Origin of the sequence: Dermacoccus sp. GAS27A (assembly GCF_044909235.1) — a bacterium.
In the GTDB taxonomy this organism is placed as follows: Bacteria; Actinomycetota; Actinomycetes; order Actinomycetales; family Dermatophilaceae; genus Dermacoccus; species Dermacoccus nishinomiyaensis.
This window is the reverse complement of the sequence record NZ_JBIYDW010000002.1, coordinates 1-21792: the sequence shown is the minus strand read 5'-3', so window position 1 is coordinate 21792 and position 21792 is coordinate 1. Positions and strand designations below refer to the sequence as shown.

At 69.1% G+C, this 21792-nt stretch carries 23 protein-coding genes; 13 read left to right on the top strand and 10 right to left on the bottom strand.

Going from position 1 to position 21792, the window contains the following annotated elements; genetic code table 11:
* Window positions 1-39 precede the first annotated feature (39 nt).
* The 6 genes from ABH936_RS02025 (at window position 40) to ABH936_RS02000 (ending at window position 5248) form a co-directional block, all read left to right on the top strand.
* Window positions 40-3207, top strand: coding sequence for an amidase (locus ABH936_RS02025; protein WP_313956466.1), 3168 nt, complete (start codon window positions 40-42; stop codon window positions 3205-3207).
* A gap of 75 nt (window positions 3208-3282) precedes the next feature.
* Window positions 3283-3588, top strand: coding sequence for a hypothetical protein (locus ABH936_RS02020; protein WP_404602414.1), 306 nt, complete (start codon window positions 3283-3285; stop codon window positions 3586-3588).
* A complete protein-coding gene (locus tag ABH936_RS02015; RefSeq protein ID WP_404602412.1) occupies window positions 3585-3740 on the top strand; it encodes a hypothetical protein in 156 nt (51 codons plus the stop codon). The genes ABH936_RS02020 and ABH936_RS02015 overlap by 4 nt, the downstream gene beginning before the upstream one ends.
* A complete protein-coding gene (locus ABH936_RS02010; protein WP_404602410.1) occupies window positions 3737-4141 on the top strand; it encodes a hypothetical protein in 405 nt (134 codons plus the stop codon). Before ABH936_RS02015 ends, ABH936_RS02010 begins: the two co-directional genes overlap by 4 nt.
* Before the next feature lie 62 nt (window positions 4142-4203).
* Complete coding sequence (locus ABH936_RS02005) at window positions 4204-4350, top strand: hypothetical protein (protein ID WP_404602408.1); 147 nt, start codon at window positions 4204-4206, stop codon at window positions 4348-4350.
* Window positions 4351-4450: 100 nt separating this feature from the next.
* Entirely contained in the window at window positions 4451-5248 is a 798-nt protein-coding gene (locus ABH936_RS02000) for a CPBP family intramembrane glutamic endopeptidase (RefSeq protein ID WP_050786418.1), read from the top strand.
* Here ABH936_RS02000 and ABH936_RS01995 read toward each other — a convergent pair.
* Window positions 5235-6779, bottom strand: coding sequence for a bifunctional phosphatase PAP2/diacylglycerol kinase family protein (locus ABH936_RS01995; RefSeq protein WP_404602406.1), 1545 nt, complete (start codon window positions 6777-6779; stop codon window positions 5235-5237). The genes ABH936_RS02000 and ABH936_RS01995 overlap by 14 nt on opposite strands.
* 98 nt (window positions 6780-6877) lie before the next feature.
* Window positions 6878-7414, bottom strand: a complete 537-nt coding sequence (locus ABH936_RS01990) for a hypothetical protein (RefSeq protein ID WP_404602404.1) — start codon at window positions 7412-7414, stop codon at window positions 6878-6880.
* Window positions 7415-7477: 63 nt separating this feature from the next.
* Here ABH936_RS01990 and ABH936_RS01985 point away from each other — a divergent pair, with 63 nt between their 5' ends.
* The 3 genes from ABH936_RS01985 to ABH936_RS01975 all read left to right on the top strand — a co-directional run bounded on the left by ABH936_RS01985 (window position 7478) and on the right by ABH936_RS01975 (window position 10151).
* Complete coding sequence (locus ABH936_RS01985) at window positions 7478-8107, top strand: TetR/AcrR family transcriptional regulator (RefSeq protein WP_051805479.1); 630 nt, start codon at window positions 7478-7480, stop codon at window positions 8105-8107.
* Between the two features lie 30 nt (window positions 8108-8137).
* A complete protein-coding gene (locus tag ABH936_RS01980) occupies window positions 8138-9628 on the top strand; it encodes a long-chain fatty acid--CoA ligase (protein WP_338811950.1) in 1491 nt (496 codons plus the stop codon).
* 88 nt (window positions 9629-9716) lie between these two features.
* Window positions 9717-10151 (top strand): MarR family winged helix-turn-helix transcriptional regulator, encoded by a 435-nt coding sequence (locus tag ABH936_RS01975; protein WP_040014252.1) that lies wholly within the window; start codon window positions 9717-9719, stop codon window positions 10149-10151.
* 151 nt (window positions 10152-10302) lie between these two features.
* Here ABH936_RS01975 and ppk2 read toward each other — a convergent pair whose 3' ends face one another.
* Complete coding sequence (gene ppk2, locus ABH936_RS01970; RefSeq protein WP_006943530.1) at window positions 10303-11334, bottom strand: polyphosphate kinase 2; 1032 nt, start codon at window positions 11332-11334, stop codon at window positions 10303-10305.
* Between the two features lie 252 nt (window positions 11335-11586).
* Between ppk2 and ABH936_RS01965 the strand changes: the two genes are divergently transcribed.
* From ABH936_RS01965 to ABH936_RS01950, 4 genes are all read left to right on the top strand, one after another.
* Entirely contained in the window at window positions 11587-11844 is a 258-nt protein-coding gene (locus ABH936_RS01965) for a hypothetical protein (RefSeq protein WP_038566449.1), read from the top strand.
* A gap of 93 nt (window positions 11845-11937) precedes the next feature.
* Complete coding sequence (locus ABH936_RS01960) at window positions 11938-13137, top strand: App1 family protein (protein WP_144708518.1); 1200 nt, start codon at window positions 11938-11940, stop codon at window positions 13135-13137.
* Window positions 13130-13993 carry an Fpg/Nei family DNA glycosylase gene (locus tag ABH936_RS01955; protein ID WP_404602400.1) on the top strand — a complete coding sequence of 288 codons (864 nt, stop codon included), beginning with the start codon at window positions 13130-13132 and terminating at the stop codon, window positions 13991-13993. The genes ABH936_RS01960 and ABH936_RS01955 overlap by 8 nt, the downstream gene beginning before the upstream one ends.
* A 274-nt stretch (window positions 13994-14267) precedes the next feature.
* Window positions 14268-15206: a M15 family metallopeptidase gene (locus tag ABH936_RS01950; RefSeq protein WP_404602398.1), complete on the top strand. Its 939-nt coding sequence runs from the start codon at window positions 14268-14270 to the stop codon at window positions 15204-15206.
* Between the two features lie 164 nt (window positions 15207-15370).
* Here ABH936_RS01950 and lepB (ABH936_RS01945) read toward each other — a convergent pair whose 3' ends face one another.
* The 7 genes from lepB (ABH936_RS01945) to ABH936_RS01915 all read right to left on the bottom strand — a co-directional run bounded on the left by lepB (ABH936_RS01945) (window position 15371) and on the right by ABH936_RS01915 (window position 21556).
* The gene (gene lepB / locus ABH936_RS01945) at window positions 15371-16048 is read right to left on the bottom strand and encodes a signal peptidase I (protein ID WP_404602396.1); all 678 of its coding nucleotides are present in this window, start codon (window positions 16046-16048) and stop codon (window positions 15371-15373) included.
* A gap of 120 nt (window positions 16049-16168) precedes the next feature.
* Complete coding sequence (gene lepB / locus ABH936_RS01940) at window positions 16169-17110, bottom strand: signal peptidase I (protein WP_404602394.1); 942 nt, start codon at window positions 17108-17110, stop codon at window positions 16169-16171.
* Window position 17111: 1 nt separating this feature from the next.
* On the bottom strand, window positions 17112-17432 hold the full coding sequence (locus ABH936_RS01935; protein WP_006943527.1) for a rhodanese-like domain-containing protein: 321 nt from the start codon (window positions 17430-17432) through the stop codon (window positions 17112-17114).
* A 501-nt stretch (window positions 17433-17933) separates the two neighbouring features.
* The gene (locus ABH936_RS01930; protein WP_259880236.1) at window positions 17934-18398 is read right to left on the bottom strand and encodes a sortase domain-bontaining protein; all 465 of its coding nucleotides are present in this window, start codon (window positions 18396-18398) and stop codon (window positions 17934-17936) included.
* 207 nt (window positions 18399-18605) lie between these two features.
* Entirely contained in the window at window positions 18606-19412 is an 807-nt protein-coding gene (locus ABH936_RS01925; RefSeq protein WP_404602391.1) for a hypothetical protein, read from the bottom strand.
* An 861-nt stretch (window positions 19413-20273) separates the two neighbouring features.
* Window positions 20274-20990 (bottom strand): anti-sigma factor domain-containing protein, encoded by a 717-nt coding sequence (locus tag ABH936_RS01920; RefSeq protein WP_404602389.1) that lies wholly within the window; start codon window positions 20988-20990, stop codon window positions 20274-20276.
* Window positions 20987-21556 (bottom strand): sigma-70 family RNA polymerase sigma factor, encoded by a 570-nt coding sequence (locus ABH936_RS01915; RefSeq protein WP_083607348.1) that lies wholly within the window; start codon window positions 21554-21556, stop codon window positions 20987-20989. Before ABH936_RS01915 ends, ABH936_RS01920 begins: the two co-directional genes overlap by 4 nt.
* Window positions 21557-21792 lie beyond the last annotated feature (236 nt).

Sequence of the window (21792 nt, the reverse complement as noted above, 5' to 3'; positions counted from 1 at the left end):
GGCGCCCCGCGTCCGTAGCCGCGTCCTTACGCTTCACGCATGAACTTGACGCGCGTGGCAGTGGTCGGCGCCGGACCCAACGGTCTCGCCGCGGCCGTGACGCTGGCGCGCGCCGGGCTCGCCGTCGACGTCTTCGAACGCAACGAATGGACGGGCGGTGGCGCGGCCACCCGCGAACTCAGCCTGCCGGGCTTTCGCCACGACGTCGCGAGCGCCGTCCACCCGATGGCGCTCGCGAGCCCGTTCTTCCAGGAGTTCGACCTTGCGCGGCGCATCGACCTCGTCGTGCCCGAGGCCTCGTTCGCACATCCGTTGCCGGGGGGCCGTAGCGGCATCGGGTATCGCGACCTCGACCGTGCGGCCGACGCACTCGGCGCGGACGGTGACGCCTACCGCTCCTTCCTCGGCCCCGTCGTCGAGCGCCTGCGCGGCGTCACCGACATGACGATGAACACGCTGCTGCGGGTGCCACGCGACCCGATCGCGGCGGCCGTCTACGGCGCGCGCGTCCTGGAGGCGGGCACGCCCGCATGGTCACGCCGGTTCGTCGAGGACGTCGCCCCGGCGATGCTGACGGGGTGCGCCGCGCACACGATCGGCCGCCACCCCACTCTCGCCATGGCCGGTGGCGGGCTCATGCTGAGCGCAACCGCGCACGCGCAGGGTTGGCCGGTGCCGGTCGGTGGTTCACAGGCGATCGTCGACGCGCTCGTCGCGGACCTCGAGGCGCACGGTGGGCGCGTCCACCTCGGGCGGGAGGTCACTGACCTCGCGCAGCTCGACGAGTACGACGCGGCCGTGCTCGACGTCGGCGTCCCCGCGTTCCTGACGATGGCCGCCGCGCGCCTGCCTGATCGCTATCGGCGCGCTCTCGAGCGGTTCAAGCCGGGCAGCGGCGTGAGCAAGGTCGACATGGCGCTCGCCGGGCCGGTCCCGTGGAGCGATCCGCGCATCGGCGAGGCCCCCACGGTGCACCTCGGCGGCACACGCGAGCAGATCGCGGCGGCGGAGAACGACGTCGCGCGCGGGCGGGTGCCCGAGCGTCCCTACGTTCTGGCCGTGCAGCCGAGTGTCGTCGATTCCACGCGCGCGCCGGCCGGGCAGGCGACGTTCTGGGCGTACGTCCACGTGCCGTTCGACAGTGACGTCGACGCCACCGAGGCCGTCCTCGCCGCCGTCGAGGAGCACGCCCCGGGTTTCCGTGACCTCGTGCTCGCCTCAACAGCGACGCGCGCCGACGAGTTCGCGGCGGACGTCAGTCCCAACTTCGCGGGCGGCGACTTCGCGAGCGGCGCCGTCACGATGACGCAGATGCTCAAGCGTCCCGTCGTGTCACCGACGCCCTGGCGCACACCCGCCGACGGTGTCTACCTCGCCTCGGGAGCGACGACGCCGGGCCCCAGCGTCCACGGCATGTGCGGCTGGCACGCGGCGCGAACCCTGCTGCACGACAACGGAATCCCCGCCCCGAACCTCGCGCCCACCTCGGCCGCTGAACCGTCACCATGCCCAGGGAGGCGTGCCCTCGCACGCACCGCCACCACCATCGTCGAGGCCATGCCGACATCGGCGACACGGGCGGCATCGGCCACCCGAGTTGCGCGCTTCGGCCCACAGGCGGCGTCGCAGGCGGCACACTGGCAGATCGAAGCTGCCACGACGAAAAGGGGTCAGATGATGTCCGAGACGAGGCCGAAGCAGATCCACGCGTTCACCGACGATGCGCTCGGTGACATGGACGCGACAGCGCTCGCCGACGCCATCGACTCGGGCCGCGTCAGCGCGACGGAGGCCGTCGAGGCTGCGCTCGCGCGCGCCGAGAAGGTCGACGGGGTGCTCAACGCCATCGAGTTCATCGATGCCAAGCGCGCCCGTCAGCGTGCTGGTCGTATCGACGCGGGCCTCGGAGGTGGGCGCCACGATCATCCGGACGCCGCGCTGCGCGGCGTGCCGAGCGCGTTCAAGGACAACGTCGTCGTCGCCGGCGTGCCGATGACGCAGGGTTCGGAGGCGATGCCGCGCGTCAGCAGCCGCCGCAGCGGCAAGGTCGTGACGCAGATCCTCGGCACGGGCATCGTCCCCATCGGCACGACGACGATGCCGCCGTTCGGCTGGACGGCGACGACGGAACGCCCTGGCGGCAACGTCACGCGCAACCCGTGGGACACGTCGCGCAGTTCGGGCGGTTCCTCCGGCGGTTCGGCGGCGCTCGTCGCGTCGGGCGTCGTCCCCATCGCGCACGGCAACGACGGTGGTGGCTCGATCCGCATTCCCGCCGCGACGTGCGGCCTCGTCGGCCTCAAACCGACGCGCGGGCGCCTCATCATCGGTGAGAGTTCCGCGCAGATGCCGGTGAAGATCGTCACCGACTCGGTGCTGACGCGCACGGTGCGCGACACCGTCACGTTCTTCGAGGACGCCCAGCGCGTGCACCCGGCGCGCCGCCTACCGCCGATCGACGTCACGTCGCACCCCGAGCTGACGCGCCCGCTGCGCATCGGGTTCATGCACGACAGTCCGTTCGCGCCTCCGTCGGATGCACCGACGCGAGCCGCCGTCGACACGGCTCTCACGATGCTGGGCGGGCTCGGGCACGACATCGTCGACTGGCAACCGACGATTCCCGAGTCGTTCCAACAGGATTTTCTCGACTACTGGGGTTTCCTCGCGTTCAACACGGTGGCGGGCGGCAAGCGCCTGTTCCACAAGGATTTCGACGCGAGCAAGCTCGACCCGTTGACGCTCGGGCTCGCGCAGATGGGACGCCGCCGGCTCGCGCACGCGCCGAAGTTCCTCGCGCGTCTGCAGGCGTCGGGTCGTGTGTACCGTTCGCAGATGGCGAGCGGCCCCGATGTCTTCGTCTCGCCCGTCCTCGCCCACGTCGCACCCGAGATCGGTTATCTCGCAGGCGATCTCGACTACGAGACGCACCTCGAGCGCGTGCTCGCCTACTGTGCCTTCACGCCGCTGCACAACGCGACGGGCGCACCCGCCATCAGCCTGCCGCTCGGACGGACCGATGACGGGCTGCCGGTCGGCGTCATGATCTCCGGGCAGATCGGCGACGAGAACACGCTGCTGCGGCTGGCCCTGCAGATCGAGGCGGCCCACCCGTTCCGTCGCCTCGACCAGGTGGGCGAGGCGGCCCAGGGCGGCGTTCCGAACCGCGACGAACCGGGTGTCGGCGCCGCATCGAACGGCGCGTGACGACGGCGTTGTCGGTGACGCCAGGCACAATGGGCGACGTTCGACGATGAGCACCTGAAGAACGAAGGAGACGCAGTGGAGCGTTCAGGCACGCGCGTGCGCGCCCGACTCAGTCGGGCGTGGTGGGCGGCGTTCGTCGTCGTCCCACTCGTTCTCGGCGCTGCGGCCGCGTTCCTCGGCAAGTCCTCGATCGAATCCAACCTGCAGCAGCGAGTCGAGCGCAGCGTCGCCGGCACGGGCGTCGCTCAGGTCTCCGTCTCGGTCGACGGCCGCGACGTCACCGCCGTCGTCCCGGCGCGTTCGGGCAACGACGCCATCGACTCGGTGCGCGACGCCGCGTCGCACGTCGACGGCGTCCGCACGGTGAAGGCGCACCGATGAACCTCGTGATCGACAGCGTCTTCGTCATGCTCGCCTGTTTCGTGCTCGGCGCCCTCATCGCCTGGCTGCTCGCCGCCGCGCTCTACCCGACGCGCCGCGACCTGCGCCAACTCGACGAGCAACACGAGGGCGACGCGGGGAGCGTCCGATGATCTGGCTCGCCGCTCAGCTGTGGCCCGCAGCGCTGCTGGCGCTCGTCGCCGGTTTCGCCACCACCTGGTTCACCGTCGTGCGTCGCCTCGACGATGCGCCCGTGAGCGCTGAGCGTGAGCGACGCGACGGTGGCTCGCGGCGTGCAGAACGTTCTAGCGGCGGCCATTCGGACGCAGGACGCGCCGGCGCAGGACTCGCAGGTGCAGGACGTTCGGATGCAGCAGGCTCGCGCCGCGACGACCCGTCCGACGGGCTCGACGACGGCGAGCCCATCAACGGCGAGCGACACGTCGCGTCCCGGGTCGACGGCGAAGAACGCGACGAGGCCCGCCCCGACGTACCCGCGCATCGCCCGAGTGGCAGTGTCGGCAGCGCGTTCACCTCGCGCCGCGACGAGTGACGCGCGGCCGCTGGCACACCGACGACGGGCCAGGACGAACATTCGACGAGCGAGGAGCTGACATGAGCGACGACACGATCAACGACCCCTACGACGAGGCCCCGGTTCACGTCCTCGATGACGAGGCAGAACCCGACGCCGACTCTGACGACGTCGTCACCGACACGGGCACCGATGACGACGACGCCGGCTCGCTCGGCGTCTCGTGAACCGCGCTGTGCTGCTGAACCCCACGCTGCTTCAATGAGTACCCGAGTCGACGCGCCGAGTGAGCGCGCACGGACAGCGCTCGGCCGTCTGCGAGGCCAGATGGCCTGGCCTGGCACGAGACTCGACGTGGCGCGCACGCGCCTGCCGCGGCGTCAACTGCTCGCCGAGACGGTCATCGTCCTGCTGCTCAGCCTCGGCGCGAGCGCGATCTGGTCGGCGCTTTCGCTGCTGCGCACGGCCCTGACGGCGCGCGCGACGCACACGTCGATCAGTCAGCAGACATCGACGCTGAACTCGTCGCGTTCGAGCACGCAGTGGCTCGACGTCGTCTATCAGCTCGTGCAGATCGCGCTGGCGCTCGTGCCGGTCGCGCTCGTCGTTCTCCTGCTGTCGCGCGAACTGCGAAAGCCGCTGGCCTACCTCGGGATCGACCGCACACGCCAGGCACCCGACGCCGTCCTCGGTGCGCTGCTCGCCGCCGTCATCGGCATCCCGGGCCTCGCGCTGTACCTCGTCTCGCGGGCGATGGGCATCAACACGACGGTCGTCGCGTCCGGCTTGGGCGAGCACTGGTGGGTCTTTCCGATCCTCGTCCTCGCCGCCGCGCAGAACGCGATCCTCGAAGAGGTCGTCATGATCGGCTACCTCTTCACGCGCTGGTCGCAGGCCGGGTGGGGGCGCACGAAGGTGATCGTCGTGAGCGCGCTGATCCGCGGCAGCTACCACCTGTACCAGGGCCTCGGCGGGTTCGTCGGCAACGTCGTCATGGGCCTGATCTTCGGCTGGCTCTACACGCGCACGCGACGCGTCCTGCCGCTCATCGTCGCGCACACGATCCTCGACGTCGTCAGCTTCGTCGGTTACGAGCTGCTCGCCGGCCGCGTCAGCTGGCTGTGACGCCCTGGCGGCGCCATCCGAAGCGTCGCAGCACGCGACTCCAACTGCCTGTGCGCGGCCGATAGACGGTGAGAGCGCGGTAGTCGACGTCGAGGTCGAGCACCGTCCCCGAGCCGGTCACCTCGCCGTCGCGGGCGAACGGGATGGGACCGCCGACGACCTCGAGGTGAGCCTTCGGCGCGTCGAACTCGTGGTAGAGCGGCAACCGTCCGAGCCCGCCGGTGAAGACGGCGAACAGCGTGCGGACGGCGGCCCACCGCGAGCCTCGCTCCAAGAACCGCAGGTCGAGCTGCCCGTCGTCCATGCGCAGCCGCGTCTGCGGTGCGTCGCCGGGCGGGTCGTAGCGGCCGTTGCCGATGAAGATGCCGGCGAGGGTGTACTCGCGGTTGTCGTAGCGCAACGTGAACGGCTCCGCGGTGCGCGGCATCCGCCATCCGGCGACGACGGCGGCGAGCGGTTTGCCGATGCGCGCCTCGAGCTTCTCGCGGCGGATGACGAACTCGGGGTACGAGCCGGCGCTCGCGGTGTTGAGGAATATCTCGCCGTTGAGGCGCGCGACGTCGACGGCCGTGCACCATCCTTGCTCGATCGCCCGCGCGGTCGCGTCGACGCTCACCCCGAGCGCCTTCGCGAAGTGGTTGAACGTGCCGGAGGGGAACACCGCGAGCGGCACGTCGTGCTCGATCGCGTGCCGCGCACCGGCTTGCAGCGTCCCGTCACCGCCGCCGACGCCGAGCACGTCGCAGCGCGCGGCCGCGTCGGCGAGCAGGTCGTCGAGATCCTGCCCCTGCCCGAGGCGGACGATCTCCGCCTCGGGCAGCAGCTTCTCGATGCGTCGGATGACGCGCGCGCCGTTACCTCCTCCTGCTCGCGGGTTGATGACGCAGACGACGCCCGCGCCGCGCGGGTGGGGCGGCACGTCGATCGTCAGCGGCGGCGCCGGCGTCACCTTTGCCGGCGGGGCGGACGGTTGCACGCGCGCCCCGAGCGTCGAGACGGCCGAGCCGATCGCCCAGCCGACGGCGACGTCGCTCGGGTAGTGGGCGCCCGTCGCGATGCGGGAGAACGCGACGAGTCCCGCGAGCGCCTGCACGACGATGCCGGCCGCGGGCGCTTCCGTCGACACACCCATGGCGAAGGCGGCGGCGCTCGCGCTGTGGCCGGAGGGGAAGGAGTTCGACGTCGGCAGCCGGAAGACGCGCCGAGCCAGCGGAACGCTCTCGATCGCGGGGCGCAGGCGTGGCGCGAGCCGCTTGCCGACCTGGTTCGTCAGGAGGCTCGCGAGGGCGATGTTGCCGAGCCCGCGCTCGGCGGCCCACTTGAGCCGACGGTCGCCGGTCGCGGCGAGCCCGGCGCCCACCGCCATCCACAGCACCGAGTAGTCGGCGGCGCGGCTCAGCTTCGGCATGACGCGGTCGAGCATGGGGCTGCGGTGCTCGGCGATCGCTGTGAACAGCGAACGGTCGAGACGGTCGACGTCACGCACGACGCGCATGATCTGCGGGGTGAAGCGGGGGCGGGGCAGACGCATGACGGTTCCTCGTCGCTCGAGTCGTCGGTTGGCACGTCCACCTTGCCACCATGAGCATCCGGGCGCTCCCGGATCTGCGCCCCACCTCCGGCGTGGTGTCAGCCGTTCTTCGAGGCGCGTCGTGGCCAGAGCGTGTAGCTGACGGCCCACAACACGTCCAGGCCGAGAATGACGCCCATCCACGTGTAGTTGCCCGAAAGTGCGTCCGCGGACGAGGTGTCGGCTGCGATCGCGATGAGTACCGCCGTCAGCATGCAGGTGATGGCCGCGGCCACGCTCGTCCGCGCGACGTCGGCCCAGCATTGGCGGGTGTAGGTCGCCCCGGTCGCCTTGACGGGCGCTGGCCCGGCCGCGAATCGATGGGCGAAGCGTGTGTCACACCAGTCGATCATGCGACGGCCGTAGGCCACGCTGAATCCGATGTATACGGCGGCCACCGCATGCCCGAGATGTGCCGCGTCACCGCGGTGCAGGCTGATGGCCGTGGCGGCGAGGAGAACGAGGTCGGTCACGGGGGCCATGACGAGCAGGGCAGCTCCGAGGCGCCGGCGCTCGAGGAGGTAGCGCGCGGCCAGGCCCGCGATGACGAAGACCCAGAAGAGGATCTCGCAGGCAGCGATGATGGCGACGATCATGACCCTCCCAATGAGTACGGTTGTACCAAAAACAAGTTGGCACGACCGTACTAAGATGGCGGGATGCCGAAGGTCATCGATCATGCCGCGAGAGAGATTGCGATCGCAGAGGCGGCATGGGAGGTGCTCCGTAGCAGGGGAATCCGGGGTCTGTCCGTTCGCAACGTCGCCGCGCAGGCGGATCTCGCGGTCGGCTCACTGCGTCGCTCCTTCCCGACGCAGCGCAGCCTCGTCCGATTCTGTCTGGAGCTGGTGCTCCAGCGCGGGGTCGAACGATTTCGCGCGTTGCCAGTGGACCTCGACGCCCGCGAATTCGCGTGGCAGGCGTGCACCCACGTCCTGCCCCTCGACGAAGACCGCCGCGTCGAGATGGAGGTCTGGCTGGCCCTGTCCATCAGCGCGTTGGCGGACCCGCAGATGCGCGAGGAGTGCACCAAGTCCGACGAAGCGTTGCGCCAGATGTGCGTCATCGTCATCGGCCGCCTCGACGCGGTCGGCCTGCTGGCCGGATCGCGAAGCGCCGACTCCGAGCCCAGGCGTCTGCACGCCCTGCTCGACGGGCTGGCGCTGCAACTCATCCGTCAGGGGCCGGATGATCCGTGCGACTGGGCGCTCGACGTGCTGCAGGATCACCTCGAGCAGCTGACGGGTGCGGCGGCGGGGTTTCGAGACATGCGTGACCCGGGTCACTGAACACCCGGGCTGAGTGATTAGGATCACGTCATGACGAACGAGCTCAACATCGCCGCCAACCTCACGCGCACCGCCGAGCGTCAGCCGGACGACGTCGCGATCAAGCTCGACGACTTCACGCTGACGTGGTCGCAGCTGGACGACGCGACGCAACGACTCGCGACCTTCCTCGCCGACCAGGGAGTCGGCGTCGGGGATCGCGTCGCGCTCAGCCTGCCCAACGTGCCGGCGTTCCCCGTCGTCGCGTACGGCGTGTGGCGCGCGGGCGCCGTTCTCGTGCCGATGAACCCGCTGTTCATGGGGCGCGAGATCGACTACTACTTCGAGGACGCCGGCGTGAAGCTCGCGTTCGGCATGGCCGGTGAGATGGCCAAGGCGGCCGTGCAGAAGAGCGTCACGTTCGTCGAGGTCGGTGACGATCAGCTGCAGAGCCTGCTCGCGAAGTTCGAGCCGACGTCCGACATCGTCGAGCGCGATGGCAGCGACACCGCCGTCATCCTCTACACCTCGGGGACGACGGGTCGCCCGAAGGGGGCCGAGCTCACCCACGACAACCTCGAGAAGAACCAGGACGTCACGGCGCGCACGCTCGTCGAGGTGACGTCCGACGACGTCGTCATGGGTTGCCTGCCGCTGTTCCACGTCTTCGGCCTGACGTGCGCGATGGCCGTGTCCGTCTCCAGGGGCGCGACGCTGACCCTTCTGCCGCGCTTCGAACCGACGAAGGCGCTCGAGATCATCGAGCGTGACTCGGTCACCGTCTTCGAGGGCGTGCCGACGATGTACCAGGCGATGCTCGCGGCCGCCGCGAAGGCGCCCGAGGTGAAGCTCGCGTCGCTGCGCACCTGCATCTCGGGTGGTTCGGCGATGCCCGTCGAGGTGCTGCGCAAGTTCGAGGAGCGCTTCGACGCGACGATCCTCGAGGGCTACGGCCTCAGCGAGACCTCACCCGTCGCGTCGTTCAACCACCCGAACGCGCAGCGCAAGCCCGGTTCGATCGGCACGCCGATCGAGGGCGTCGAGATGAAGGTCGCCGACCTCGACGGCAACCCGCTGCCCGTCGGTGAGGTGGGCGAGGTCGCCGTGCGCGGGCACAACATCATGAAGGGCTACTGGAACAAGCCGGAGGAGACGGCAAAGGCCATCCGCGACGGCTGGTTCTACACCGGCGACCTCGCCCGCCAGGACGAGGACGGCTTCTACTTCATCGTCGACCGTTCGAAGGACATGATCATCCGCGGCGGGTACAACGTCTACCCCCGCGAGGTCGAGGAGGTGCTGTACGAGCACCCGGAGATCGCGGAGGTCGCCGTCGTCGGTGTGCCCGACGAGCACTACGGCGAGGAGGTCGCCGCCTTCGTCGTGCGCACCGAGGGCTCGAACCTCGACGCCGACGCCGTCAAGGCCTTCGCGAAGGAGCGCGTCGCCGCGTACAAGTACCCGCGCCACGTGACGTTCATCGAAACGCTGCCCAAGGGCGCGACCGGAAAGATTCTCAAGCGCGAACTGCGGCCGCAGTGAACGATGTTCGCCTCACCCCGCCCGTCGGGGTGAGGCGGTGACGCTGACCTCGCCCCTCGAGACGCCCGCGGGTCCTACGATGGCGAGCATGACGACTTCACGAGGCGACCGTCTGCTGCTCGTCGTGGCCCGGCTCAACCGATGGGCGTCACGCCACGCGCAGCTGCCCGCCCCCGCGGCTCAGCTGCGGCTGCTCTCCCTCATCAACGACCTCGGCCCGTCACGCATCGGCGATCTCGCGACGGCCGACAACTCGTCTCAACCGACGATGACGACGCAGGTCAAACGCCTCGAGGGCCTCGGCCTCGTCAATCGTTCGCAGGACGCGCGCGACGGGCGCGCGACGCTCGTCACGATGACGCCCGCAGGCCGGGAGACGCTGACGAAGGCACGCGAGGCGCGCGCCGAGGTCGTCGTCCCGCTGCTCGACGGCATGAGCGAGGACGAACTTGCGACGCTCGACGCCGCTCTCGAGATCCTCGAGGGACGCCTCGCGAAGCAGCGCGCCGACACTCAACCCTGACGTCTCGTCGCCCCCTGACCCGGGCGTCACGAACCCCCGAGCCACCCACCCCGAACGTCATGATGGCGGGTAACTCACGAGTAGGCGCGAAGTTGCCCGCCTACCTGTGAGTTACCCGCCATCGTGCTCGCCTGCGCGAGCGTGAGCGGCGTCAGCGCCCCTCGGCCGCCTTGGCCTCGGCTGACTTCTGCTCAGCCGACTTGTCGCCGTCACCGCGCGCGATGGACTCGGCGGCCCGCTGCATCTCGAGCGCCTTGACCTCGGCTTGGGCCTTGGCGCGCGCCTTGGCAGCCGACTTCGACTTCGGGGCCGTGTGCGTCGGCGTCTTGCCGCCGTCGTGACGGTCGGGGTAGCCCTCCTGGAAGCCGCCCTCACCCTCGTCGAGGATGTGCTTGGCGGGGCCGACGATGAGCGGGTCGGGCGCGTGGATGAAGTCGGTGTTCTTGCCCGGGTAGTCGAGCGAGTCGAGCACGTAGCGCATGACCTCGACGCGGGCGCGCTTCTTGTCGTTGCTCTTGATGACCGTCCACGGGGCCCACTCGGTGTCGGTGTGCTCGAACATGGCCTCCTTCGCCTTCGTGTAGTCGTCCCACTTGTCGAGGGAGGCGAGGTCGGTGGGCGACAGCTTCCACTGACGCACCGGGTCGGTGCGGCGCTTCTCGAAGCGCGTCAGCTGCTCGGCCTTGCCGACGGAGAACCACAGCTTGCGCAGGTGGATGCCGGAGCCCGTCAGCATCTGCTCGAACTGCGGCGCGGTGCGCATGAACTCGTCGTACTGCTCGTCGGTGCAGTAACCCATGACGCGCTCGACGCCGGCGCGGTTGTACCAGGAGCGGTCGAAGAAGACGATCTCACCTGCGGTGGGCAGGTGCGAGACGTAGCGCTGGAAATACCACTGGCCCATCTCGCGCTCGGTCGGCTTGTCGAGGGCGACGGTGCGCGCACCACGCGGATTGAGGTGCTCGTTGAAGCGCTTGATCGAACCACCCTTGCCGGCGGCGTCACGCCCCTCGAAGATGAGGACGACCTTCTCGCCACTCTCCTTGACCCACGCCTGCATCTTGAGCAGCTCGATCTGCATCTGGCGCTTGAGGTACTCGTACTCCGTACGTGTCATCTTCACGTCGTACGGGTAGTTGTGCTGCCAGGTCTCGTCCTGCGTCTTGAACTTCTTCTTTCCCATGCCCCCATTTTGGTCGACATGACACCCCCAGGGCCAGGGTTCGGCGTCAGGTTGGGTCAAACGTCCCCTCGCGTTCACGCAGCGGCTTCGTCAGGCTGGTGAGCAGACGTGTGCCATTCCGGCGGACGCTGCCCGCGGATGACGCGGGAGGCGGCCACCCGTAAGGGCGGTGCGGCGGATGTCCGGCTCGTGGTGCACTGGCGTCCAGGCGTCCGAGGTGCTCGGACGCGACCCACCGCGAAGGAGCAGAGCATGAACTCGTACACCGACGAAGAGCTGCAGGCCGCACGCGACGCCGCGCAGGCCGCCGTCGACACCGCGACGTCGTGGGACTACAGCGCGAGCGACGCGAAGATCGCCGACAAGCTGCAGGAGGGCCTCGACGCGGCCGGCGTCACCGTCGACACGCCCGAGTTCGAGCGCCTCGTCCGCGAGATCACGGCGCTGAAGGACGACGAGGACGCGGGTACCCCCACCGTCGAAGCCGCGCTGCCGAAGACGCAGGCCTGACCCACGCCTGAGCATCGACCGCTCACCGCCGCCCCGGCCCCGTATCCTCGCCGCTGCCCAGCGGTTGTCGGTGCGGGGTCATAGGGTGGTGGCATGTCTCGCGCGCACATCGCCTCCCGCCTCGAGGATCGGCTGAACAGCTCGACGTCGACGCTGCTCGAGCGGCGTCACTGGAGCAAGCGCGTGTTCCCGTACGTCGGGTTCGGCTCGGTCGACCCCGAACTCGAGGGGCGTAACCCGTACGTCAGCGCCCCACGCCCGAAGACCCAGACGTGGCGTGCATCGGGGCAGCCGAGCGGCCGTCAGCGCCGCATCCCCGAGGGCGGGCGCGCCGTCGTGCTGGGCCGCGTCGTCATGGGCAAGAGCGGCCAGCCCGCCGTGCCCGCCGCGCACGACGACTCGCTCGTGCGCCGCGGATTCCGGGCCTTCTTCTCCGTCCCGCAGACCGGTGAAGAGGTGACGGTGAGCCTCGGCGCCGCGCGCGCCGTCGGCCACACCGACCGGGGCGGGTACTTCGACATCGAGGTCGTCGGCCACGGCCTGCGCGACGGCTGGCACGAGGCGACGATCGAGTGCGACGGCATCGTCACGCACGCCGCGATGCAGATCATCAGCGGTGAGGCGCGCTTCGGCATCATCAGCGACATCGACGACACGGCTCTCATCACCGCGCTGCCGCGCCCGCTCATCGCGGCGTGGAACACGTTCGTCGTGCGCGAGACGGTGCGTCGCGAGGTGCCGGGCATGGCGGCGTTCTATCGCTCGATGCTCTCGGGGCACCCGGGTGCGCCGATGTTCTACCTGTCGACGGGTGCCTGGAACACCCAACCCGTTCTCACGCGTTTCCTGCGCCGCAGCGGTTTTCCGCGCGGCACGCTGCTGCTGACGGACTGGGGGCCGACGGAGACGGCGTGGTTCCGCTCCGGCCCGGAGCACAAGCGTCGCTGGCTGCGGCGTCTCGCGTCCGAGTTCCCGGACGTGCGCTGGCTCCTCGTCGGTGACGATGGCCAGCACGACCCGGCGTTGTACGAGAAGTTCGCGCTCAGTTATCCCGAGCACGTCGCGGGTATCGCCATCCGTCAGCTCACGCCCGCGCAGCAGCTGCTCAGCCACGGCCATCCCTTGCAGATGGACGACGTGGCTGGCCGGGTGCCGGGCGTGCCGTGGCTCGAGGGGCCCAACGGTTTCGTGCTCCACGAACGTGTGAGCGCGGTCGTCGATCCGGGGCGTGGTTCGGTCGCCGCCATTGCGGCCCCGCAGGCGCGACGGGTGAGGGGGAAGGTTCATGCCTGAGCTACCAGAGGTGAGCGGGCTCGTCGGGTTTCTCGACGAGCGCATCGTCGGGCGCGCGATCGTCGGGGTCGAACTCGCCTCCATCGCCATGCTCAAGACGTTCGACCCGTCACCGCAGGCGCTCGTGGGGCTCGTCGTCGACGCCGTCAGCCGCCACGGCAAGTGGATCGCCCTCGAGACGAGCGGCGGGCTGTCGCTCGTGTTCCACCTCTCGCGTGCTGGCTGGCTGCGCTGGTCCGACGCGCTGCCGACGACGGTGTTGCGGCCCGGCAAGTCGCCGATCGCGCTGCGCGTGCGCTTCGACGACGGCTCCGGTTTCGACCTGACCGAGGCCGGCACGCAGAAGCGCCTCGCCGTACACATCGTGCGTGACGTCGTCGACGTGCCGGGCATCGCGAAGCTCGGCATCGACCCGCTGTCGCCCGAGTTCACCCGCGAGGCGTTCGGGCAGCTCGTGGCGAGCAGGCGCATGCAGATCAAGGGTTTGCTGCGCGATCAGAACGAGATCGCGGGCGTCGGCAACGCTTACTCGGACGAGGTGCTCCACGTCGCGAAGCTCTCGCCGTTCGCGTTGACGTCATCGCTCGAGCCCGGGCAGATCGACACGCTGTACGACGCGCTGATCACGACCCTGACGAATGCCGTCGACGCTGCGGCCGGCAAGCCCGCGAAGGATCTCAAGGACGCCAAACGCGCCGGGATGCGCCTGCACGGGCGCACGGGCGAGGCCTGCCCGGTGTGCGGCGACGTCATCCGCGAGGTGTCGTTCGCCGACCGTTCGTTGCAGTACTGCGCGACGTGTCAGACGGGCGGCAAGCCGCTCGCCGATCGACGGATGAGCAAGCTGCTCAAGTGAGCCTGCTCGCGAGATGCCTGGCGGGTGATGTCAGTTCGCAGGCCACAACATGGCGGGTAATTCAAAGGTAGGCAGCCAACTGCGCGCCCACCTGCGAGTTACTCGCCATCGTGCGAGGAGGCCGGGTCCGGGGCGGCGCCCGGTGTGACGCGGAAGCCGCCGTGACGATATCGTGACCTCGACGAGATCGTCTTCCCGTTTTCGTTCGTCCCCCGCTCAGGTGTGCAGCCAGAGCGTGGGCGTTGTCGACGGGGCGTGAAGAAGGGTGAGGGCCATGGCTGACGTGACGCGCCGAGCGGCCCTCGCCGCACCCGTGGCCGCGCTGGCGGCAGCCGCCGGAATCGCGGGTTCGTCCGGGGCGCTGGCGGCATCGACGACATCGCCCTCGCTCGTCACCGGCACTGACGCGGACGCGCTGCGCGCCCTGCACCTGCAAGCCTTCGCCGTGACACCGAACGTCGCCGCCGTCGTCGCGCGGCTCCATGACGGCGAGTTGTGGGCGCACCAGGACGACGCGGTCGCCATCGAACGCGCCGCAGGTGGCGTCGTCGTCGTGGCGCTGCCGGTCAAGCACTCCGCCGTGAGCCGCATCGACATCAGCACCCCGAGCGCGCCCGACACGTCGGTGAGCGTCGACACGCGGCCCGACGCGCTGCGCTCGTCGTTGCTGCGCGTCGTCAACAAGCGCCTCGCGCTGGCCCGTTCGGACGAGCCGAAGACGCTCCTCGCGGCGCACGGCGTGATGATCGACGAACGGCTGAGCAAGCCTCTCGACGCGATGTTCGCGCGGGCCGAGCGCGAGCACGTCGCGCTCGAAGCCGTCAGCGCACACCGCGACTTCGACGACCAGGCCCGCGTCTACGACGCCTACGCCGCGCGCGACGGCAAGCAGGCCGCCGACACGTACTCCGCGCGCCCCGGCCACTCCGAGCACCAGCTTGGCCTGGCCCTCGACGTGCGGGGCGTCGACCGTCGGCACGAGCTCGAGCCCGCATTCAAGGACACGCCCGTGGGTCGCTGGGTGGGCGCTCATGCGCACGAGTTCGGTTTCGTCGTGCGCTACCCCGAGGGCCAGCACGCTGTGACGGGCTACGAACCCGAACCGTGGCACCTGCGTTACGTCGGCCCCGAGGTCGCAGCGTTCATGCATGCGCGACGCGACATCGCGACGCTCGAAAAACTCTTCGGCCTGCCCGCCGCGCCGGGATACTGACGGCTTGGCGCCGCCTGCCTGAAGCGGCGCCGGATGTCGAGTTCTCCGCCCCGGAGAGCACCCCGGTGCTTGCCTTCGATGCACCGCATGATTGATGGCTCGTGGTGTTGTCCCTCGGAGCTGCCAGCGAGCCCATCGCATCGTGGCAGCAATGCGTGCCGAGGTCACTTCTTCGGCGCGGGCACCTTCGCGAACGCGTCTGCGTCGCCGTGGCCGCCGGCGAGGTGGTTGAGGGGCCAGACGACGGCGATGGCGCGCCCGGTGACGGCGCTCAGCGGCACGCTTCCGAGGCGTCCGGTGCCGTCGTCGTGCGAGCGACTGTCGGCGGAGTCGTCGCGGTGATCGCCCATGACCCAGATGTGCCCGGCCGGCACGGTGATGCTCCACTTGCTCGCTTGCCCGGGGCTCGGCGTGCAGCCGTCGAGCCCGCCCTGCAGGTACGGCTCGTCGACGGCGACGCCGTTGACCGTCAGCTTCGCGTTCGGCTCGGAGCAGCTGACGACGTCGCCGGGCAGGCCGACGACGCGCTTGACGAGGTGGTTGCCCTCCGCAGCGATGTGCGTGGCCGTCGCGACACCGCGCACCGCCTTGCGCCAGCCCGTGGGTGCGGCCTGCGCGGGTTCCCAGTGCAGGTCGTCGGCGAAGACGACGACGTCACCGCGCTTCACGTCCTGGCTCCACTTCTCGACGACGATGCGGTCGCCGACCCCGAGCGTGTTCTCCATCGACCCGCTGGGGATCTTGAACGGCTGGGCGACGAACGTCGAGATGAGCGCCCATGCCACCCAGATGATGACGATCGTGAGGAGACGATCGCGCCACACCGCGAGCTTCGGATTCATGCCCGCCATCCCACCATCCCAGCCTGAGAGAGCCGTGGCACCGACGGCCAGACGAGGTGAGGCGCCGGGCCATCACTGGCCGCGGCGCCCCGTCGCGAATGATCGTTCAGCGCGAACCGATCACCTGGCGGCGGGCACCTTCGAGAAGGCGTCCTCGTCGTTGTGGCCGCCGGCGATGTTGCCGATCGGCCAGACGACGGCGAGACCCCGGCCGGTGATGTCGCTGACGGGCACGCTGCCGAGGCGTCCGGTGCCGTCGTCGTGGTAGCGGCTGTCGGCCGAGTTCGAGCGGTTGTCACCCATGACCCACACCTTGTCCTTGGGCACGGTGATGGAGAACTTGTCCTGGCACGGCTGCACACCCGATTTCAGGTACGGCTCGGTGATCGCGACACCGTTGACGGTGAGCTTCTGCCCGGGCCCCTCGCACGAGACCTTGTCGCCGCCGACGCCGACGACGCGCTTGACGAGGTGGCTGCCGCTCGCGGACAGGTGCGTCACCTCCGCGATCTTGCGGATCCCTCCGGTGATGGCGTTGCCGCTCGGAACGGGGTCGGTCCAGTCGCCCGGATCCTTGAACACGATGACGTCGCCGCGCTTGACGTCCGTGAATCGCGGCGCCCACTTGGCGACGACGATGCGGTCGCCGACCCGCAGCGTGTTCTCCATCGAACCGGACGGGATGCGGAACGGCTGTACGACGAACGTCGTGATGAACGCCCAGATCGCCCAGACGGCGACGACGAGGATGAGGCGGTCGAGCCACGTGCGAGCCGCCGAGCGTGGCTTGCGCTCACGCTTGTCGTCACCGGATGCGGTTGCAGCAGTAGCGCCGTCGTCGCGCGAAGGGCGCGCCGAGGTGGCGTCGCCGGAGACGGCGGACGTGGCGTCCTCGCGCGAGGAACGCGCCGACGTGGCTTTGCGGGAGCTGACGGACGTGGCGCCACCGCGGGTGTCGCTCGTCGAGGGGGTCGTGTCGGACCCGGTGGCGGCAGCGTCATCGGCCGCAGGGTGCGGGTCGGCGTTGCGCCGCGCGCGGCGCGAGAGGGGGGAGTCGCTCACGTCAGATGACGTTGGCGTCGCCGCCGCCGACAGCCTGGATCGGCTTGCCGTCGGCGTGCCACTGCTTCATGCCGCCCTCGACGTTCGCCACGTCGAGACCCTGCCCCTCGAGCCATTGCACGGCGCGACTCGAGCGGCCGCCGCTGCGGCAGACGACGGGGAGGTCGCCATCGACCTCGGGAAGCTCGCCGACGCGGGCCGGGAGCTCCGCGAGGGGGATGTGGATGGCGCGCGGCGCGTGACCGGCGTCGTACTCGTCCTGCTCACGAACGTCGAGCACGACCGCGTCGTCAGCAATGTCCTTCGGAGTCACGGTGTTCATGCGTGCAAGCCTCTCACGTCTTGGGGTGGGCTTCATAGGCGTGACGCGCCCCGACGCAGGCCTTCCACGCCGCCCCAGGCACCTGGCCGCGCCGTACCCCTCTGCGATTCGTGTCCACCGGAGGGCGTCAACCTGAGTGGATCCACGTGGGGTTGAGGTGGGCGATTTCGGGTAGCGTGGCGGAGATGGGGCGCCGTACGGCGTGTCACTGAGCAACTCGGAGTGGCCGTGCGTGGTTCATCCTCGATCGTCGGTTGCGTGCAGCGTGGCGCCTAGCCGCTTTGTCGCCTAAGGGCTAAGGGCGGCGTCCGCAGCCAGTGGTGTGGGGCGAGGTTGGACTGGGCCACCCCCGCACCGCCGGTCACACCCCCACATTCCGAGCTGGCAGCTTCACAAGGAGCGGGCGCCGTTGAACGTACGACGGGCAGGGCCCGTAGGGCTGTCAACAAGGCCGAGGGGGTAGCCGTCACAACCTACGAGAAGACAGCGGGGGTGAGCTCTCTAGTGGGCGTAGACGACGGTGTTGGAGTCGTAGTGGCCAGTGCGGGTGTCGAATGTTCCGCTGCATGTGATGAGGCGTAGTTCTGGGCCGGCGGTGTTGGCGTACACCTCGGTGGTAGGAAATGTGGTCTTGGAGTATTGGGCGGTTCGGTAAACAGTGAAGTCGTGGGTCTTTCCGGCGGTATCGCGTACGGAGACACGGTCGCCTGCTTTGAGAGCGGCGAGTTCGTGGAAGGGCCCGTTGCCGTCGGGTGTGATGACGTGTCCTTCGATGACTGCGGGGCCGGGTTGACCCGGCCGAGGTGAGCCGTTGAACCAGGCCACGCGCTGTACGTCGGCTCCGCTCGGTACGGCCACGGCACCAGACGCATCGAGCCCTAAGCTCAGCAAATCTTCGGACAAGCCCAGTCGGGGAATCGAGACGTTGACTGGTTGTGCGACGTCGGCAGGGCCGCGGGTGTTCACCGGGACTGACCTCGATGATGTGGGTGCCGCGGCGTGCGTGGCCGGGGCAGATGTGGCGGCTGTGGCAGGGGGTGGTCTGTACTGATGTGAACGCCCCCACCACATGGCGCCGATGCCCAGGAGCACGAGCAGCCCGCACGCCACCACGGTGATGAGGTGGCGGCGGGCCGATCGTGGAGGGTACGTCATGGAAGCGAACTCAGACGCTCACGCGTTGTGTGCGCTGCGGTTGTGGCGTCGGCGCGCCAGGCCTGCACCCGCGAAGCCGACAGCGCCCGCCGCGACAAGACCAGCGCCGGTGGTGGTGGCCCAACCGGAGGTGGGGTTGTGCTGACCGATTCCGGTCTGCACACCACCGGAGGGCATCTGGTTCATCTGGCTCTTGGTCAACACACCGCAGGTTGCCGGGTCGGTGGCTTCTTCGGGCAGGCTCGGGTCGAGGTCGGACTTGCCGGGCCCGTCGTACTTGCCGTTCTTGTTGTAGTCGATCCCGTGCTGCACGATGACGGCGCTGCCGTCCTTGACCGCTTGCAGCGACTTCGCATCCAGCGTGATGGTGCGTTCGTAGGTGTCATCACCTGCGGGGAACCGCTCGACGGCCAGAGCTGATTTCGCGCTCGTGTCACCGCTGGTCGTCAAAGACACCATCGGCATGCCGTAGTTCTTCATGGCGTCCTTGACCAGCAGATGGCCGTTGACGCCTGTGCCCGTGGCGTTCGGGCTCGGGCACGTGCCCATGCCACCGACATGGATGTGCTGCGCATGCGGAGCGCCCGCAGCCAGCCCATGGCTGGTGATCTTCAGCTTCAGCTGATCACCATGCAGACTTCCCCAGACGGTGGACCAGGCGCCACTGTGGTTCAGCTCGGTCAGCTTCGCCTGGAACGTCCACGTGGGCGCGTTGTGCGCGGGCGTCGCCGCGCCGGCGGCTGCAGCACCTGCGAGGGGGGCGGCAGCGAGTGCCGTCGCGGCCAGCACGCCCGCGGTGGATGCGATCGTTCGCAAAGTCGTCATGATCGGTTCCTTTCAGCTGTGCCCGACCCGGCGGACAGGGGCCGCCGTGAAGGTCGAACTATGGAGTGTTCGGAGCCTGCCGCGTCCTGGATGGGGCATACCCAAAAAATTCTCGGGAAGGCCCCACATCGACGGGCCAACACCCACGTCATCAACTCGTCCGGATGCGCGGGTCAATGCGCTGCGGCGCCAGCGTTGACGCGCGCCGAGCGACCCCGCAGACACCAGGACCACCATCGCTGGCCCGCATGCCCGCACAAAATCTCCCGGCTACGGCGGCCGAGGTCTCGACTCGTGCGGCCCAGCCCTTGCGCTGACCAGAGCGCGGCCGCGGCAAAGCTCACTGGGGGCGGGCGCGGTCCGTCACATCCTTGTCGCCTCGACAGGCAGGCAGAGCGAGCTGGCCTCCGAACGGCGCGCCGAGGCGGAGACATTCGCACGATGCGCGCCGGGCCTCGGCACCGCACTCACCACACCCAAGGAACCTGCGCGAGTGGAGACGACGGTCGCCCGATGCATTCGTCGGATCAGCATCAATCGAGCGTGCAGCGCTGGCGGTACCACGACGAACAGGTGGGTGTTCATTGACGTAAGGCGCAGCGAACTATCAGATAGTGGGCGTGCCGATCAGCACGTCACCACTGATCTCGGACGTCCTGAAGTCAGTCACGAGTAGGTGCCGGGGGTGACAAGGTCGACGGGCCCTTCATCCTTGAGAGGTGTGCGCGCCAACCGTACGCGACAGCGAGGGCTGCCGAGGCCGACAGGAACTTTTTGCGAGCTGATTCGACACCCGGCACACGCCTCGGCGCACCCTTGGGTCAGCACGGTGAGTTCGGCTCCATCCACGTCACGATCGATTTAGTTCAAGTGCACGGTGAACAAGGCCGGAGTGGAGGGTTGCGTCGGGCGCGTCCCCTCCCTCTCCGTGGTGAAGGCCACAGCTTGCGCGGCGCCGACGTCGCCGTCGAGCATGATCGTCGTGGCTCCGCTCGTCGAAGGTAGCTGTCCCGCGTTCCGGAGCGCGCCGGAGCCGTCTGCTGACCAAGCCGTGTAGACACGCCCAGGCACCTGCGGTGGGGCTGGCACGAACCGCACCGCGGCCCGCCCGTTTCTTCGCGCGACGGTGACCACCGAACCACGGTAGATCGCCCGAGCGTGCTCCGCTTTGGGATCATCCAGGATCGCGGCGGCCGAAGGAGGCGAGGGCGATGAATGGGTGGCTTCCCACGTGCCGGCGCCTGCAGCCGCAAGCACGATTGCCGCGGCCGCCGCCAACACACCGCGCCGCCGTAGCAGGTGAGATGGGTGCCTACCAGCATCCGTCGCCTCCTCAACCCGCGCAATACTGCCGTGCTGCGGCGTCGATCGGGCCATCGCGAGAACTTGCTCTCGCAGCTGCGGTGGCGCGGGCATCGCCACCGTGCGACTCAGATCAGCGAGCACCTCGCGCATCGAGTCCCGCTGTTGGCGGCATGTGGAACAGGCACGCAGGTGCTTGTCGAAGCGCCGACGTTCCATCTCGTCCACCGCGTCAAGAACGTACAGTTCGAGCATCGCATGCTCATCCGAACTCATGACCCTTCCTTCCCGGCAGGTTCCAGGCAGCGTTTCAAGGCACGGACGCCATCACGTAGACGTGACTTCACCGTGCCCAAAGCAGCCCCCAGCTCGTGTGCGATCTGCGTGTGAGTCAGCCCATCCCAGTACGCCATCTCGAGCGCGTGGCGCTGCAACTGAGTCAAGCTCTGCATGCACTCGCGTACCCGGAGTCGCTCGGCGCGGGCCACGGTCTCATCCTCGGGCCCGGGAACAATTGCGCGCTCAAGGTCTTGGGCGTAGACGCCATCGCGTGCGCGCGACGCCTCATTCGAACGCACCACGTCGACAGCGCGTCGGTGAGCGATAGCGAGCAGCCAGCCCCACCCGCTCGAGCGAGAACCGTCGAAGGAGGCTGCCTTGCGCCACACCTCGAGAAAGACCTCTTGCGTTGTCTCTTGCGCCAACGCGGGATCGCGAAGCACACGCAACACCACACCGTAGACCCGAGAGACCGACAGGTCGTACAGCCTCTCGAAGCCTGCTGCCTCACCCCGTGCCACTGCCTCGAGCAACAACGAGATCGACGCGGCAGGGGCACTCATGCCATCCATTGTGGCGTCCCAGTTCGACGAATGAATCACCTTCTTGTTCGAAGTGGCAGGCCGACTGGATGGGGCGGCATCGAGCCCGGCCTAGCATGCGGGCCCGCTGGGACGACGGGCAGCGCGCTCAAGCCCCGACGTCTAGTTGTGATGACCAGGCACGTTGGTCGAGTCATTGCGACTCGTTGATCTGAACGGGTGACAAGCGAAGACCTCTCGCTGTGCAGTGGAGCTGT